The sequence below is a fragment of the Sphingomonas adhaesiva genome, from assembly GCF_036946125.1.
Classification (GTDB): Bacteria; Pseudomonadota; Alphaproteobacteria; order Sphingomonadales; family Sphingomonadaceae; genus Sphingomonas; species Sphingomonas adhaesiva_A.
The window spans coordinates 1,153,179-1,167,785 of record NZ_JAQIJT010000001.1; the positions used below are offsets into that span (position 1 = coordinate 1,153,179).

At 70.5% G+C, this 14,607-nt stretch carries 13 protein-coding genes and 1 pseudogene; 3 read left to right on the forward strand and 11 right to left on the reverse strand.

The genetic code is table 11. From position 1 onward, the window contains the following. Window positions 1–126: 126 nt before the first annotated feature. Window positions 127–2,031: a molecular chaperone DnaK gene (dnaK, locus tag PGN23_RS05505; RefSeq protein ID WP_335297351.1), complete on the reverse strand. Its 1,905-nt coding sequence runs from the start codon at window positions 2,029–2,031 to the stop codon at window positions 127–129. 175 nt (window positions 2,032–2,206) lie between these two features. Here dnaK and PGN23_RS05510 point away from each other — a divergent pair, with 175 nt between their 5' ends. After that, window positions 2,207–2,488 (forward strand): ETC complex I subunit, encoded by a 282-nt coding sequence (locus tag PGN23_RS05510; RefSeq protein WP_335297350.1) that lies wholly within the window; start codon window positions 2,207–2,209, stop codon window positions 2,486–2,488. 151 nt (window positions 2,489–2,639) lie between these two features. Here PGN23_RS05510 and PGN23_RS05515 read toward each other — a convergent pair whose 3' ends face one another. The 4 genes and pseudogenes from PGN23_RS05515 to PGN23_RS05525 all read right to left on the reverse strand — a co-directional run bounded on the left by PGN23_RS05515 (window position 2,640) and on the right by PGN23_RS05525 (window position 4,795). After that, window positions 2,640–3,164 (reverse strand): FecR family protein, encoded by a 525-nt coding sequence (locus PGN23_RS05515; RefSeq protein ID WP_443019723.1) that lies wholly within the window; start codon window positions 3,162–3,164, stop codon window positions 2,640–2,642. A gap of 325 nt (window positions 3,165–3,489) precedes the next feature. Then, a pseudogene (locus PGN23_RS18380) lies at window positions 3,490–3,633 on the reverse strand (DUF4880 domain-containing protein); the annotation flags it as partial. Continuing rightward, window positions 3,630–4,172, reverse strand: a complete 543-nt coding sequence (locus tag PGN23_RS05520) for an RNA polymerase sigma factor (protein ID WP_335297367.1) — start codon at window positions 4,170–4,172, stop codon at window positions 3,630–3,632. The pseudogene PGN23_RS18380 and the gene PGN23_RS05520, both read right to left, overlap by 4 nt. 110 nt (window positions 4,173–4,282) lie before the next feature. Next, entirely contained in the window at window positions 4,283–4,795 is a 513-nt protein-coding gene (locus PGN23_RS05525) for a hypothetical protein (protein ID WP_335301824.1), read from the reverse strand. 53 nt (window positions 4,796–4,848) lie between these two features. Between PGN23_RS05525 and PGN23_RS05530 the strand changes: the two genes are divergently transcribed. Further along, a complete protein-coding gene (locus PGN23_RS05530; RefSeq protein ID WP_335301825.1) occupies window positions 4,849–6,939 on the forward strand; it encodes a TonB-dependent receptor in 2,091 nt (696 codons plus the stop codon). A gap of 4 nt (window positions 6,940–6,943) precedes the next feature. On the opposite strand, the gene PGN23_RS05535 is transcribed toward PGN23_RS05530, so the two are convergent. The 6 genes from PGN23_RS05535 to PGN23_RS05560 all read right to left on the reverse strand — a co-directional run bounded on the left by PGN23_RS05535 (window position 6,944) and on the right by PGN23_RS05560 (window position 12,158). Beyond that, entirely contained in the window at window positions 6,944–7,786 is an 843-nt protein-coding gene (locus tag PGN23_RS05535; protein WP_335297346.1) for a hypothetical protein, read from the reverse strand. A 163-nt stretch (window positions 7,787–7,949) separates the two neighbouring features. Then, window positions 7,950–8,888: a hypothetical protein gene (locus PGN23_RS05540; RefSeq protein WP_335297343.1), complete on the reverse strand. Its 939-nt coding sequence runs from the start codon at window positions 8,886–8,888 to the stop codon at window positions 7,950–7,952. 170 nt (window positions 8,889–9,058) lie between these two features. After that, window positions 9,059–9,757, reverse strand: a complete 699-nt coding sequence (locus PGN23_RS05545) for a sugar transferase (protein ID WP_335297340.1) — start codon at window positions 9,755–9,757, stop codon at window positions 9,059–9,061. 229 nt (window positions 9,758–9,986) lie between these two features. Continuing rightward, entirely contained in the window at window positions 9,987–10,286 is a 300-nt protein-coding gene (locus tag PGN23_RS05550; protein ID WP_335297338.1) for a hypothetical protein, read from the reverse strand. Continuing rightward, a complete protein-coding gene (locus PGN23_RS05555; protein ID WP_335297337.1) occupies window positions 10,279–11,835 on the reverse strand; it encodes a PepSY-associated TM helix domain-containing protein in 1,557 nt (518 codons plus the stop codon). Before PGN23_RS05555 ends, PGN23_RS05550 begins: the two co-directional genes overlap by 8 nt. Continuing rightward, window positions 11,832–12,158 (reverse strand): hypothetical protein, encoded by a 327-nt coding sequence (locus PGN23_RS05560; protein ID WP_335297336.1) that lies wholly within the window; start codon window positions 12,156–12,158, stop codon window positions 11,832–11,834. Before PGN23_RS05560 ends, PGN23_RS05555 begins: the two co-directional genes overlap by 4 nt. 88 nt (window positions 12,159–12,246) lie before the next feature. Here PGN23_RS05560 and PGN23_RS05565 point away from each other — a divergent pair, with 88 nt between their 5' ends. Further along, window positions 12,247–14,577: a TonB-dependent siderophore receptor gene (locus tag PGN23_RS05565; RefSeq protein ID WP_335301826.1), complete on the forward strand. Its 2,331-nt coding sequence runs from the start codon at window positions 12,247–12,249 to the stop codon at window positions 14,575–14,577. Window positions 14,578–14,607 lie beyond the last annotated feature (30 nt).

Sequence of the window (14,607 nt, forward strand, 5' to 3'; positions counted from 1 at the left end):
TGCGCGGGGATGACGGAAAGAAGGGGGCAGGTGCGGCCACGAGCGCTGGTGGACGTTGCATCGCTACCTTTCCTCTCCGCGCCTCACCCCGACCCTCTCCCCTCGAAGGGGAGAGGGGGCTTACGGTCACTTCTGGTCGTCGACCTCGGAGAACTCCGCGTCGACCACGTCGTCCTTCTTGGCCTCGGCCTCGGTCGCACCCGCCTGCGGCGCGGCTTCCGACTGCTGCTGCTTGTCGTAGATCGCCTGGCCCAGCTTCATCGCGACCTGCGCCAGCGCCTGGCTCTTCTCGTTCATCGCCTCGGGATCGCCGCCCTCGACCGCCGCCTTCGCGGCGTCGATCGCGGACTGGATCTCGCCCTTCAGCGCGTCGTCCACCTTGTCGCCGTTGTCGGCCAGCTGGCGCTCGGTGGTGTGGATCAGGCTCTCGGCGTTGTTCTTCGCCTCCGCCGCGGCCCGGCGCTTCTTGTCTTCCTCGGCGAAGCTTTCCGCGTCGCGCACCATCTGTTCGATGTCGGAATCGGACAGGCCGCCCGATGCCTGGATGCGGATCTGCTGCTCCTTGCCGGTGCCCTTGTCCTTGGCCGACACGTTGACGATGCCGTTGGCGTCGATGTCGAACGTCACCTCGATCTGCGGCACGCCGCGCGGCGCGGGCGGGATGCCGACCAGATCGAACTGGCCCAGCATCTTGTTGTCGGCCGCCATCTCGCGCTCGCCCTGGAACACGCGGATGGTGACGGCGCCCTGGTTGTCGTCCGCGGTCGAATAGGTCTGCGACTTCTTCGTCGGGATCGTCGTGTTGCGATCGATCATGCGCGTGAACACGCCGCCCAGCGTCTCGATACCCAGCGACAGCGGGGTCACGTCGAGCAGCAGCACGTCCTTCACGTCGCCCTGCAGCACGCCGGCCTGGATCGCGGCGCCCATCGCGACGACCTCGTCCGGGTTCACGCCGGTGTGCGGATCCTTGCCGAAGAACTGCTTCACCACCTCGCGCACGCGCGGCATGCGGGTCATGCCGCCCACCAGCACGACGTCGGCGATGTCGTCCGCCTTCAGCCCGGCATCGGCCAGCGCCTTCTTGCAGGGTTCCAGCGTCCGCTTGACGAGGTCCTCGACCAGCCGCTCCAGATCGGCGCGGGTGATCGTGCGGACGAGATGCTTCGGGCCGTTCTGATCGGCGGTGATGAAGGGCAGGTTGACCTCGGTCGACTGCGCCGACGACAGCTCGATCTTCGCCTTCTCGGCGGCTTCCTTCAGCCGCTGGAGCGCCAGCTTGTCCTTGGTGAGGTCGATGCCCTCATCCTTCTGAAAGCCCTGCGCCAGATAGTCGACGATCTTGTTGTCGAAATCCTCGCCGCCCAGGAAGGTGTCGCCGTTGGTCGCCTTCACCTCGAACACGCCGTCGCCGATCTCCAGGATCGAGACGTCGAAGGTGCCGCCGCCCAGGTCGTAGACCGCGATCGTCTTGCCGTCCTGCTTGTCGAGGCCGTAGGCCAGCGCCGCCGCGGTCGGCTCGTTGATGATGCGCAGCACCTCCAGCCCCGCGATCTGCCCGGCGTCCTTGGTCGCCTGGCGCTGCGCGTCGTTGAAGTACGCCGGCACGGTGATGACCGCCTGCGTCACCGTCTCGCCCAGATGGCTCTCGGCGGTTTCCTTCATCTTCTGGAGCGTGAAGGCCGAAATCTGCGACGGGCTGTATTCCTTGCCGCCGGCCGCGACCCATGCGTCGCCGTTCTGGCCGCGCACGATCTTGTAGGGGACCAGCTCGGTGTCCTTCTTGGTCACCGGGTCGTCGAAGCGGCGGCCGATGAGGCGCTTGACCGCGAAGATGGTATTGTCGCCGTTGGTCACCGCCTGGCGCTTGGCCGGCTGACCGATCAGTCGCTCGCCATCCTTCGCGAAGGCGACGATCGACGGCGTGGTGCGCGCGCCCTCCGCATTCTCGATGACCTTGGCCTTTCCGCCCTCCATCACCGCGACGCACGAATTGGTGGTGCCGAGATCAATACCGATAACTTTTGCCATGAGTGCCTAACCTAGCCCCTGCGTATCCAGAAAAGATGACGGGCTGCGTCCCGTTTCGGCGGCGCAACCGTGTCGATGCTGCGCGATATAGGGGGCCGCTCGCGCCCCGCAAGAAGGACGGCGCACGAGCAGGGAACCGTTGCGTGTCCCATGCGTGGAACGTACAGGAGCCGACATGTCCACCGCCCGCATCTTCCAGCGCCCCAAGAACGCCATGCAGTCCGGCAAGCACCGCACCGATCGGTGGCAGCTGGAATTCGAGCCGGGCGAGGCCAAGCGCCCCGATCCGCTGACCGGCTGGGCGGGCAGCGGCGACACGCGCGACCAGATCAGGCTGTCGTTCCCGACGTGCGAGGCGGCGATCGCCTATGCCGAGCGCGAGGGGCTGGCCTATACGGTGATCCCGGCGCCGGCGAAGACGCTGAAGCTGCAGAGCTACGCCGACAATTTCCGGTGAGGTGAGGGGCAGGCATCGCCTCTCCCCTCCCTCTCTGGGGGGCGGAGTGGATGGCGGCGTGACGATACGGCGCCCACGAGCATGGCGGCGGCCGTACCGCCCGGCCGCCACCCACCCCAACCCCTCCCTTGAAGGGAGGGGCCAAGGTACGTCAGCGTGGCGTCAGCACGATCGTCGTCGCATCGGGCCGCGTGGCGCGGGCGGTGCCATAGGCCTCCAGCGCGGCGACCAGCGCATCGGTGCCGCCCGCGGTGCGCAGCGAGCCGCTGAACGGATGCGCCGCCAGCCCTGCGTCACGGATGACGATGCGACGCGCGTCGTAGCGCTGGAGCGCGGCGGCGACCTGCGCCAGCGGGGTGGCGGCGAAGGTGAGGCGACCGTCCTGCCAGCCGGCGGTGTCGGCGGCGCGACCCTCCACCACCGCGACCGAGCGCGGGGTGGTGGTCAGTACCTGTCCCGCCGCCATGACGCGCGTACCCCGCGGGGTGGCGACGCGGACGACGCCCTCCGTCAGCGCGACCGTCATCGTGCCGTCGGGGCCGCGCTCCACGGTGAAATGCGTGCCCACCGCGGTTACGGTATTGCCGTCGGTCGCGACGATGAAGGGATGCACGCGGTCCTTTTCCACCGCAAAGGCGGCGCGGCCGGCGAGCAGGTCGACGCGGCGGTCGTTCACACCGGTGCGGGATCGACACGGCGGAGGCAGCGTCGAGCGTCATGACCGACCCGTCGGGCAGGCGGATGCGCCGCTGCTCGCCGATGGCGGTCGCGTAATGCGTCGCGCCCGCGCTCGAATGCGCGTGCGCGGGTTCGGCGGGTTCGCGGTGCGACAGGATCGTGCCCGTGCCGATCACCGCGGCGAGCGCGGCGGCGGTCGCGAAGATCGGCCAGCGCTGGACCGCGGGGCGGGGCGATGCGCCGCCGAGCGCCTGCGCCCTGAGCGCGATCATCGCGGGATCGTCGGCGATCCCGCCCAGCGCCGTGTCGAGCGAATCGACCTGCGCTGCCGCGGCGCCATGGGCCGGATCGGCGCGGCGCCAGCCATCCGCGGCGGCGCGGTCGCCCGCGGTCGCGTCGTCGGCGCGCAGGCGCGCGTACCAGCCCGCGGCCTGCGCGGCTGGATCCTCTCCATGGTCGCGCGTCATGCGTCGGCGGACGCTGCCAGGATGCGGATGGCCTTCATGATGTGCTTTTCCACCGCGCTTACCGAAATCCCCATGTGTCGGGCGATGGCCGCGTAGCTCATTTCCTCGAAGCGGTGAAGGACGAACGCCTGCCGGGTGCGATCCGGCAGGTCCCCCACCGCCGCGACGAGCCGCGACCAGCGTTCCTTGCCCATCAAGACGCGCTCGGGCGAGCGTCCCTCAACCGGGTGATCGGTTTCTTCGAGCGGGGCGTGGCGCGAGCGCTGGCGCACGATGTCGCGCCGCGCGCGATCGGTCAGCACGCTTTGCGCCACCTGGAACACATAACCCTGGAGATTGGCGATCTCGCCCTCGGCGCGGCGCGTCTGCATGCGCAGCGCCACGTCCTGCACCAGATCGTCGACATCGTCGGGCGCCGCGCGCTTGGCCAGGAAGCGGCGGATCACGGGCAGCAGCGGGGCGATCTCCTCCCCCCGCTTGCGCGCGCGCGCGTCGCGTCCGATCGACGTGGAGCCCCAGCGGGGCTGCGCGGTCAGCACCAAGATTCGTCCCCCGTTCGGCTCGTCATGGGCAAGCGATGCTCACCCTTTTTGCCGGCGTCCTCCCCCGACGCTTGTGGAGCGCAAACGATCATGTTGTAACCGTTCCGTCAAGCGCCGCGTTCGCGGATATGACCGCCATCTTGCGGTAAAGGGCCGCGGAATTGCCGTGGGGGGCGGCGTTGGCGACATATCCGTGCGTGCGGCCGGATCGGCGGGGGGTGGCGAGTGACGGGGCGCCGCGAGCGGTGCGGGGGGTTGTCGGGGGTTGCGATCGCGCTGTCGGTCGCGGCGCTGCTCCCCTGCGTCCCGGCGCGCGCGGCGGGGGCCGAGACGGTGACGCGCACGCCGCTGCCGCGCGACGTGCCGGCGGGGCCGCTCGACGTCGTCCTGCGCCGCGTCGCGGCGGATGCGGACGAGCAGATCCTGGTCGATCCGGCGATCGTGGCGCGGCGCCGCGCGCCGCCGGTCGCGCGCGGCACCCCGCTCGACGTCGCGCTGGCGTTGGTGCTGGAGGGAAGCGGGCTGTCGATCCGCCGCGTCGGACCGGGGGTGCTGGTCGTGGTCGCGCCCCCGCCGCGGCCGGACGACCTGCGCGCGCGCGACCCCGACATCGTCGTCACCCGCGCTGCGCCGTCCCACCCTGCTGAGCGAGGCGGGGCCGGACCTGGCGGTCGTGTCCGGCGCGACGCTGGCGCAGACCCGTACCGTCGAGCGCCGCGCGCTCGTGCGCCTGCTGCCCGCGCTGACCGCGACCACGACCGGGCCGATGCAGCAGCGGCTGTCGGTGCGCGGCGTGCTGGGAACGGGGGAGGGGACGGTCGGAATCTATTTCGGCGAAATTCCCGTCACCGCGCCGTCCGGCACCGGGTTCGATCCCGGCGGCATGTCGCCCGACATCGACCTGATCGATATCGAGCGGGTCGAGCTGCTGAAGGGGCCGCAGGGGACGTTGTACGGCGCGTCGTCGATGGGGGGCACGTTGCGCACGATCTTCCGCCAGCCCGATGCCGATCGCTGGGCGGCGGAGGTCGGCACCGAGATCGGCGCGACCACCGGCGGCGGGCCGGGCGCGGCGTTGTCGGCGATGGTCAACGTGCCGCTGGTGCGCGAGCGACTGGCGTTGCGCGTGGTCGCGGGGCGGCGGCGGATCGGGGGCGCGATCGACAATGCGCGGCTGGGCTACCGCGACGGCGACACCGCGGACCGCGACAGCGCGCGCGTCGCGCTCGCCTGGACGCCCGACGACCGGCTGCGCATCGACCTGTCCGCGCTGGTGCAGGAGAACCGCATCGCGGACGGCGGCGTCGGCGTGCTGGACGACGGCCCGCGGCGCGCCGACCTGCCGGTGCGCGTGCCCAGCAGCGAGCGGTTGCGGCTGGTCAGCGGCACGCTGCGCTGGGCGCCGGGCGCGCTGCGGCTGACCGCGACGCTGTCGCACTACGACTGGCGCACGGTGCGTCAGATCGACTTCACCAACGTGCTGGCGCGCCAGCGGGGGAGCGAGGCGGCCTGTCGCCGTTACGGCGTCGCCGCGGGACTGGGCGCGAGCTGTACCGACGCGGTGCGGGCGAGCTATCGCGCGTGGCTGGAGACGCGGCTGCCGGCGGTGCTCTTCCAGCCGATGGCGCTCCGCAGCAGCATCGCGGAGGTGCGCTTGTCCGACGACGGCAACGGTCCGTGGCGCTGGACGGTCGGCGCCTTCGCGGAGCGCCGCTCCGACCGTGCCGACAGCAACACCGCGCGCGCCGATGCGGCGACGGGGGCGCTGATCCTCCCGCTCGACCTGACCGGACAGCGCCTGCTCGACATGCGGCTCGACCAGCAGGCGGTCTATGCGGAGGGCAGCCGCGTGCTGGGGGGCGGCTTCACCGCGACGCTCGGCGCGCGCGCCTATCGCTACGTCCGCGTGGCGGGCGGATCGGTGCCGGTGCCCAATATCGTCACCGGCACCGGGCTGGTCGAGGAGGCGCGCTATCGCACCACCGCGACGGGCCGCAACCTGAAGGCCGCGCTCGACTGGCGTGGCGGCGGCGGGCTGCTGGTGCGGCTGATCGCGTCGGAGGGATTCCGTCCCGGCGGGGTCAACATCACCCCCGAACTGACCCCGGACGAGCGCGTGTTCCGCGCCGATCACCTGTGGAACTACGAACTGGGCGTGAAGCTGCCGCTGCCCGCGGCGTCGAGCGTGGAGGCGAGCGCCTTCCACATCGACTGGAGCGACACGATCTTCGTCGCGAGCAGCGCCAATGGCGCGTTCCTCTACAACACCAACCTGTCGTCGGTGGATATCGATGGCGTCGAGGGGCGCGTGGCCACCGCGCTGGCGGGGTGGCGGCTGGCGGTGGCGGCGACGTGGCTGTCGGCGCGACTGGCCGCGGACGCGATGCCCAACACGATGGAGGGGACCGGGCGGCGGGGCGACCGGCTGCCGCTGGTGCCGGCGCTGACCTGGGTGGCGAGTGCGGACAGGAGGTGGCGTGCGGGGCCGGGGGCAAGCGTCACGCTGGGCGCGCTGGCCAGCGGCAGCAGCGGTTTCTTCTCAGCCTTCGGGGCCGATAATCCGTTCCGCGAACGCACCCCGGCGCGGATGCTGCTGGACCTGTACGCCAGCTACCAGCGGGGCGGCTGGTCGATCCGGCTGGGCGTGGACAATGTCGCCGACGCGCTGGCGCCGTCACGCGTCTTTTCCAGCGCGTTCGGGGAGCGGCAGGTCTATTCGGCGCGACCGCGCACCACGACTTTGACGATCGGCTGGGCGTTATGAGGGCTCACCGAAACGTCAGCGCCGGACGACCGGCGATATAGGCCGAGGCGGGGTCCGCGAACGGGAAGCCGGCGGCGGCGATCCGCCCCATGCCGAGCGCGAGCGTCCCGTGCCGCCCGTCCTGCCGCACCGCCGCGTCGAGCCGCTCCATCCATTCGGGTGCGACCGCCAGGCCGTTCGCCGTCCGGATCAGCGGACGGCCGGGGCGCGACAGGGCCGCCACCCGGCGGCGGACGGTGCTTTCCGCGATCGAGAACAGCCGCGCCAGGGTCGCCACGCGCACCGTGCGGGGTCGCGCCACGCCCGGCGGCGCGTCCGCTGCGTCGGCCGTTGCGGCGATGATGCCGTAGACCAGCGCCAGATCGGTGGCGATCGGGATCAGCGTGCGATGCTGGTCGGCCATTGCCAGGACGATGTCGATCGCGGTGCGCACGCCATCGGCGCGGTCGAACGCGCGCGGGGCTCCCGACGCGGGGCGGGTGACGAGCCCGGCGCGCACCGCATCCTCGACATAGCGGACGACGATGTCGTGGATCTGGTCCATCGCCTGCATCAGGTCCGCCTGTGCGCAGACGTCCGACGCGATCCGCACCCCCAGCGCGTCGCGCCGGCACAGGCCCTGGGCGATCAACGTGCCGACGTGGCGGCGCACCGTTTCGAACGGGCGCCCCAGCGACATGGCGACGGAGTTGATCGAAATGGGGCGATCGGTGTCGCCCGACGACAGCCTGACGTTGAGAAACAACGCGAAGACCGTCGCCCGATCCAGGTCGCCGGCGAACAATCGTCCCGCAATGGCGTGAAAGGATGTGTGAAGCTGCGCCAACAGGCAGGTGGCTACCGTCATGGCAGGCGATGGTGAAGCGTTGACATCCATCTTTCCGCCGGCATGAATCGGGGCGACGGACACGTGACGTGGCATGTCCCTTTCCCCGGAAAGTCGGCCGAATCCAATATGCGACTTGGTGAGGGTTAGGGGCGATGTGGCTTTCGTCACACCATGGCGTTGCTCAATTCGGGGCGTCGCTACCCGATGTGGCGCCTTTCTCGGCGCCGAGGGCGGCAAGCTCGTCGAGCAGGCGGCGGAACGGAGCGATCAGGCGCCGCTGGTGCTCGACGTGACGCTCGCTCATGAGTTCGCGCGCGGGAAGGATGACGCCGCCTCCGGCATGCGAGAGCGTCCCCGCGGCCAGCAGGGCGGCGACGTGGCGGCGCACGGTTTCGAACGGCAGCCGCGTATCCCGCGCGATCGCGCGTGGCCCGGTAGGGCGTCGCGCATCGTCGGGCAGGGGGCGGTGCTGATGCGCGTAGCGGAGCGACAGCGCCGGATCGTCGAGCAGGTGGCGGGTGTTGGCGTGCGCGATCGCCAGCCGGATCATCGCCGGAACGACGCCGTCGTCGAAGGCCACCACCTCCTCGATCCAACGGGTTGTGACATCCAGGTCCAGGCGGGACACCCGCGCGGGATCGCCCTCCTGCGCGGCGCGCGCCGCGGTGGCGATCCGCAGTCCCTGCGCCTCCATCGTGACGAGCATCGTCAGCAGCGCGGTGCGATCCTTCTCCACCTCCGCCGCGCCCGCGCCCAGGAGCGTGACCGCAGGGGGCACCAGGAAGCCGTCGTCGCGCTGCTGGAGCAGGCCCGCGATTCGCAACCGGGCGGCGCGGCGCCGGGCGGTTTCGTACGACAGCCCGCTCGCCTGCGCCATCGCGGCGAGCGGAACGGCGATGGGATGGGGCGCCGCCGGGCCGGTCGTACGGAGCGCCGGCAGCGACAGGGCACGCGTCATCTGGACCAGCAGCGCATCGGCCGCATCCACGCCGAGCGCCGCCGGCCAGCGGGTCAGCCGATCGAGCACCAGCGCATTGATGAAGCGCGCGACGAAGCGCAGCCGGTCGCTCCCGGCATCCTGACCCACCGTCAGCTGTATTGGCTCCGCCCCGGCCATCATCCGCCCGCTTCTTCCCCAGACGACCATGACGGATCGATCGGTAGCCACGCGCGCGGTCCGCGCTCAATCGTGCGATTGCCCGATTTGACGCGGGGCGGGCGGAGGCGGGCGACGAAAAACGGCCCGATCCGCGGGATCGGGCCGTTCGAATGACGCACCGGGCGGGAAGGTCAGTAGGAGCCCTTGGCCATCAGTACGCTGGGAACGGTGATCGCCAGGATGCGGATATCCATCGCGGCGTTGCGGCTGCGCGAATAGGCGACGTCCATCGCGACGCGGCGGCGGTACGAGGTGTCGTTGCGACCGCTCACCTGCCACAGCCCGGTGATCCCCGGACGCACGCTGCAATAGTGACGAATGTACCGACCGTAGCGCAGCGCCTCCGCCTCGACGATGGGGCGCGGGCCGACCAGGCTCATCTCGCCCTTCAGCACGTTGAACAGCTGCGGCAGCTCGTCCAGGCTGCTCTTGCGCAGGAAACCGCCGATGCCGACGATGCGGGGATCGTTGCGCAGCTTGTGGTCCTTCGCCCATTCGGCGCGCGCGGCGGGATCGGTGCGCAGCAGTTCCTGCAACCGCGCCTCCGCATCGGTGGCCATGGTGCGGAACTTCAGGCAGCGGAACATGCGACCGCCGCGGCCGATCCGGGGCTGCGCGAAGAAGATCGGGCCGGGGTTGGCGACATAGGTGCACAGCGCGATGGCGATCATCAGCGGCGCGAAGAAGATGATCGCGACCAGCGAGACCATCACGTCCAGCCCGCGGGTCACCCGCTGATCCCACAGGAACGAAGGCAACGCCGATCGCAGCGAGGCATGGCTCGAGCGATCGCGCATATCGTCCATCGCTGTCGGTGCCACGGATGCCATGGTAACCCCTTTCGTTGTGCACTGCACCAATACAGGAAGGTCAACGGAATTTTAAGAGTGAAAAGGATCGATCCGGATCGCTTCGGGCCCAAATTGGGTCACTTCGTCGTGCAAGTGCAAAATGCGATATTACCGATTTCCGGCGCGAAACGCGGAATTTTCGGTTTGGCTCCATCGCTTATGAAAGTTTTTACCATCCGGCGGCGAGACGACGCCGGCGTGCGACCAGTCAACGGATGGCGGGTGCCAGAAGGCGGCGCAGGGGCGCCAGAAGCCGCGTCGCGGCGACCGACAAGAGCAGCACGACGAGCGCCGCGGCGACCGATACGGCGACGATGAAGCGGACGAGTCGCTCGCCGGTCAGGCCCGCGCCGCACATCCACCACGCGATGCCGAGCAGCAGCAGGGCGGCGGCGCGCAGCAGCACGATCTGGCCACGGCGGGTCGCCCCCGAGTCGCGGCGGAAGCGATGGCTGGCGGCGGCGAGCAGCAGCAGCGCCAGCGCGGCGGGGAGAATGGCCTCAGGCATGCGTCACCTCGCGAATCGCGCGGGCGCGCCGCGCGGGTGCGGCACGCGGGCGTCCGGCGCGCTGCGCCGCGACCGCCAGCAACGCCGCCAGCGCCAGGAGCGCCGCGTCGAACGCGATGAACAGGGTATCGCCGGACCAGGCGCGGGAGATGAGGACGAGGTCCGCCACCGCCGTCGCCGCGAAGGCGATGGCGCCGAGCGCGAAGGCGACGCGCCACGCGCGCGCCGGCGACAGCAGCAACTGACCCGCCGCGACCGCGCCCCAGGTCCAGAACATGGCCGCCACCTCCAGATCGGCCCGGCCCGCCAGATTGGCGGGGAGCAGACGATTGGCGAGGAGATACGCGGCCATGCCGACCGGCAGCCCCGCGATCGCGGCGATGTTCAACCGCTCGACCAGTCGCAGGCCGCGGAACGGGGCGGCGCCGGGCCGGCGGCGCGCGGCGGTCCACAGCAGCAGCCCGGTGCCGACCATCGCCGCCCCGGTCGTGCCGAGCAGGAACAGCAGCCACCGCAGCGCGGGAGCGGCGAACTGCGCCATGTGCAGCCCGATCATCACCCCGAAGGTCGAGACGATCGGCCCGGCGGGCGGCGAGGCGGCGATGACGCGGCCGGTCGCGCCGGCATAGGTGACGCTCGGCGCGCGCGCGTCGATCGACCGCGCCCCGCTGCGCGAGACGGTGACGGTCGCGGCGGCGTCGCCGGGGTTGCGGATGACGACGCGCGACGGCTCGCCCCGCAGGCGGCGTTCCGCATCGCGCAGCAGCGGGGCGATCGGCACCAGCGCGGCCGGGCGGCCCGAAGCCTCGCGCTCGGGCGCGGTGCCATAGGCGTCGTAGCTGAAGTCGATCGGCTTGGCGTAATTGGTGGCGATCGGCCACGGCATGTACATCACGACCAGCGTCATCAGTCCCGTATAGGTGATGACGGCGTGGAACGGCAGCGCCAGCACCGCGCTGGCGTTATGCGCGTCGAGCCAGCTGCGCTGCCCCTTGTTCCAGCGCAACGTGAAGAAGTCGGCGAAGATGCGCTTGTGCGTGATGACGCCGGAGACGATCGCGGTGAGCATGAACAGCGCGCACAGCCCGGCGAGCCAGCGGCCCCAGGGGTGCGGCAGCTGGAGCTGGAAGTGGAAGCGATAGAATTGCTCCCCGCCGCGTGTCTCGCGCGCGGCGATCGGCGCGCCGGTGGCGGGGTCGAGTTCCAGTTCGGGGCTGCGCCGGCGCGGCGCGCCCTCGCTCGGCTTCGGCATGGCGAACACGCGGGTCATCGCGGTGCGGGCGTCGGGCAGGTAGATGAACCATTGCAGGTCGTCGCCGTGCCCCTGGCGCTGCAAGGCGGCGACCGCCGCGGCGGCGGCCTCCGCGGGGGCGGTGCGGTTCGCGGGCAGTTCCGGCTGCATCCAGCGGGTGATCTCGGGCCGGAAATAGCTCGCGGTGCCGGTCAGGAACATGGCGAAGAGGATCCAGCCGGCGAGCAGTCCCAGCCAGCCGTGGATCCAGGCCATCGCCTGACGCAGCGAGCGCACGGGCAGGGCGGTCGCGCTCATGGACGTGTTCCGATCCACCACAGCAGCGCCGCGCCGGGCAGCGCCATGCCCCAGACGAGCGCCGCCACGCGCCCCAGCCGCGGCTCGACGAAGCACCATAGTCCGATCGCGGGATAGACGAGGAACGACAGGATCAGCCCGGCCACGGTCGCCTCCACCCGCGCGACCGGCAGCCACCGCGCCACCAGCGAGGCGAGCACCGCCGCCGCGGCATAGCCGCCGACCAGCGCGGTAAGGCAACGCGCCGCCATCGCCAGCGCCGCCGGTCGCACGCGCCGCCGCACGCGCGGGGGCGGCACGGGGCGGGGATCGATCCGCTGCATCAACAATTTGCCGCACCCCCCTTGCCGAACCGTGACCGCGCTTCTAGCAGCGTATGCAAGTCACTATCAATAACAAAAGGGAACCAACATGCGGGATCGCCGCTCCACCGCGCTGCCCGGCGCTTTCGTTGCGCTGCTGCTGGCGGGCACCGCGCTGCCCGCCCGGGCGGAGGGAAGCGCCGCGACGGCTGCCGACGCCGCTGCCGCTGCCGACGCCGAGCAGGTGCGCGACAATGACGACGTGATCGTCAACGGCGTGCGCGAGCGGCGCACGGGCGACGCCGGCGCGAAGACCCCGACGCCGCTGATCGCGCTGGCGCAGACGGTGTCCGTCATCGACGAGGCGGAGCTGCTGCGCCGCAACGTCCAGTCGATCAACCAGGCGCTGGGCTATGTCGCCGGCATCGCGCCCAACCAGCGCGGCAACGTGGCCACGCGCTACGACCAGCTGTTCATCCGCGGCTTTTCCCCGGCGCAGTTCATGGACGGGATGCGGCTGCTGGGCGGGGTCTATGCCAGCCCGCAGATCGACTTCCACCTGGTCGACCGGGTCGACATCATCAAGGGGCCGGCGTCGGTCCTCTACGGCAATGCCACCCCCGGCGGCCTCGTCAACCTGACCAGCAAGGTGCCGTACCGCGAGGCGGGCGGGCGGATCGAGCTGGCGGCGGGCAATTTCGACCTGCTGCGCTCCTCGATCGACCTGAACCAGCCGCTCGACCGGGACGGGAAGTTCCTGTTCCGCGTGATAGCGGGCGGCGAGCGGTCGGACGGGTTCATCGCGCGCACGGGCAACCGGCGCTATTACGCGCGCCCGATGCTGACGTTCGCTCCGGACGACCGCACCAGCCTGACGCTGATCCTGAACTATCAGCGCGATCCCGAATCGGCGTCGTACAGCGGCGTGCCGGTCTATGGCTCCGCGCTGCCCAACCCCAACGGCCCGCTGGCGGTCGACCTGAACGTGTCGGAGCCGGCCTATGAGGCGTTCGATCGCACGCAGAAGTCGGCGACGATCCTGTTCCGCCGCCAGCTGAACGACGCGCTGACATGGACCACCAATGCGCGTTACCTGGATGTCGGGCTGCACTACCGGCAGATCTACGGGACGTTCGACGCCAACCGGAACCTGGATGCGAACGGCAACACCGTACTGTCGCGGATCACGCGCGGCGGCGGCGGATCGGACGAATCGTTCCGCACCATCACCTTCGACAGCCGGATGGCGGCGGAGTTCGCGACCGGGCCGGTGAAGCACACGCTGCTGGCGGGCGTCGACTGGCAGAACAATCGCGGCAGCGCGGATCAGGCGTTCGCCACCGGGCTCAGCACGAATCCCGCGATCAACATCCCCGACATCGACCTGTACCGCCCGGTCTATGGTCAGAACCTGCCGAGCAGCAACCTGCTGCTGTTCCCCGGCGTCTCGCGCACGTTCCGCAAGATCGACCAGGCGGGCATCTACCTGCAGGACCAGATCGCGATCGGCGGGCTGAACCTGATCGCGAGCGGGCGGCAGGACTGGTATTCGACGCTGACGCGCAACCGCGTGAGCGGCACGGTGACGCGACTGTCGCAAAGCGCGTTCACCGGGCGCGTCGGCGCGCTGTACGAGACGACATTCGGCCTCTCGCCCTTCGTCAGCTATTCGGAGAGTTTCGAGCCGCAGACGGGCAACGTGACCATCCTGGTCAATGGCGTCGCGACCGCGGGCGAGTCGTTCGTACCCGTCACCGGCCGCCAGTACGAGGCCGGGCTAAAGTACCAGCCGCGCGGCGCCAATGCGCTGTTCACGCTGTCGCTGTTCGATCTGCGCCGCCAGAACGTGCCCGCGCCCGATCCCAATGCCGGGCTGAACGGCATCCCCAGCAACGCACAGCTCCAGATCGGCGAGGTGAAGGTCCGTGGTATCGAGCTCGACGGCCGCGGCGACATCGCGCCGGGCCTGTCGCTGACGGTGGCGGGCACCTATAACGACGCGCGCGTCGTGCGCGGCAATAACCCGGTCGGGACCGGCGACCAGCTGGCGAGCGTCACCGGCACGCGCCCGCTGGGGGTGCCGACGTGGAGCGCATCGAGCTTCGTCGCCTACGACCTGAAGCAGGCGGTGCCGGGTGCGCTGGGCGGGTTCAATATCGGCGGCGGCGTGCGGTACGTCGGCGAATCGGACGGCACCGCGCAGATCACGGTCAATCGCGTGTTGCAGACCCGCCGCTTCGCGTCGCCCGGCTTCGTGCTGGCCGATGCGGTGCTGGGCTACGACTTCGGCGCGATGGACGCGCGCTATGCGGGGCTCAGCTTCACCGTCAACGCCGCCAACCTGTTCGACAAGCGGCACATTGCCAGCTGTTTCTTCAACAACAGCTGCTATTTCGGCGCGTCGCGCACGGTGGTGGGGACGCTGCGCTACGCCTGGTGAGGACCTAACGAACGCGCGCGGGAGGGTGGC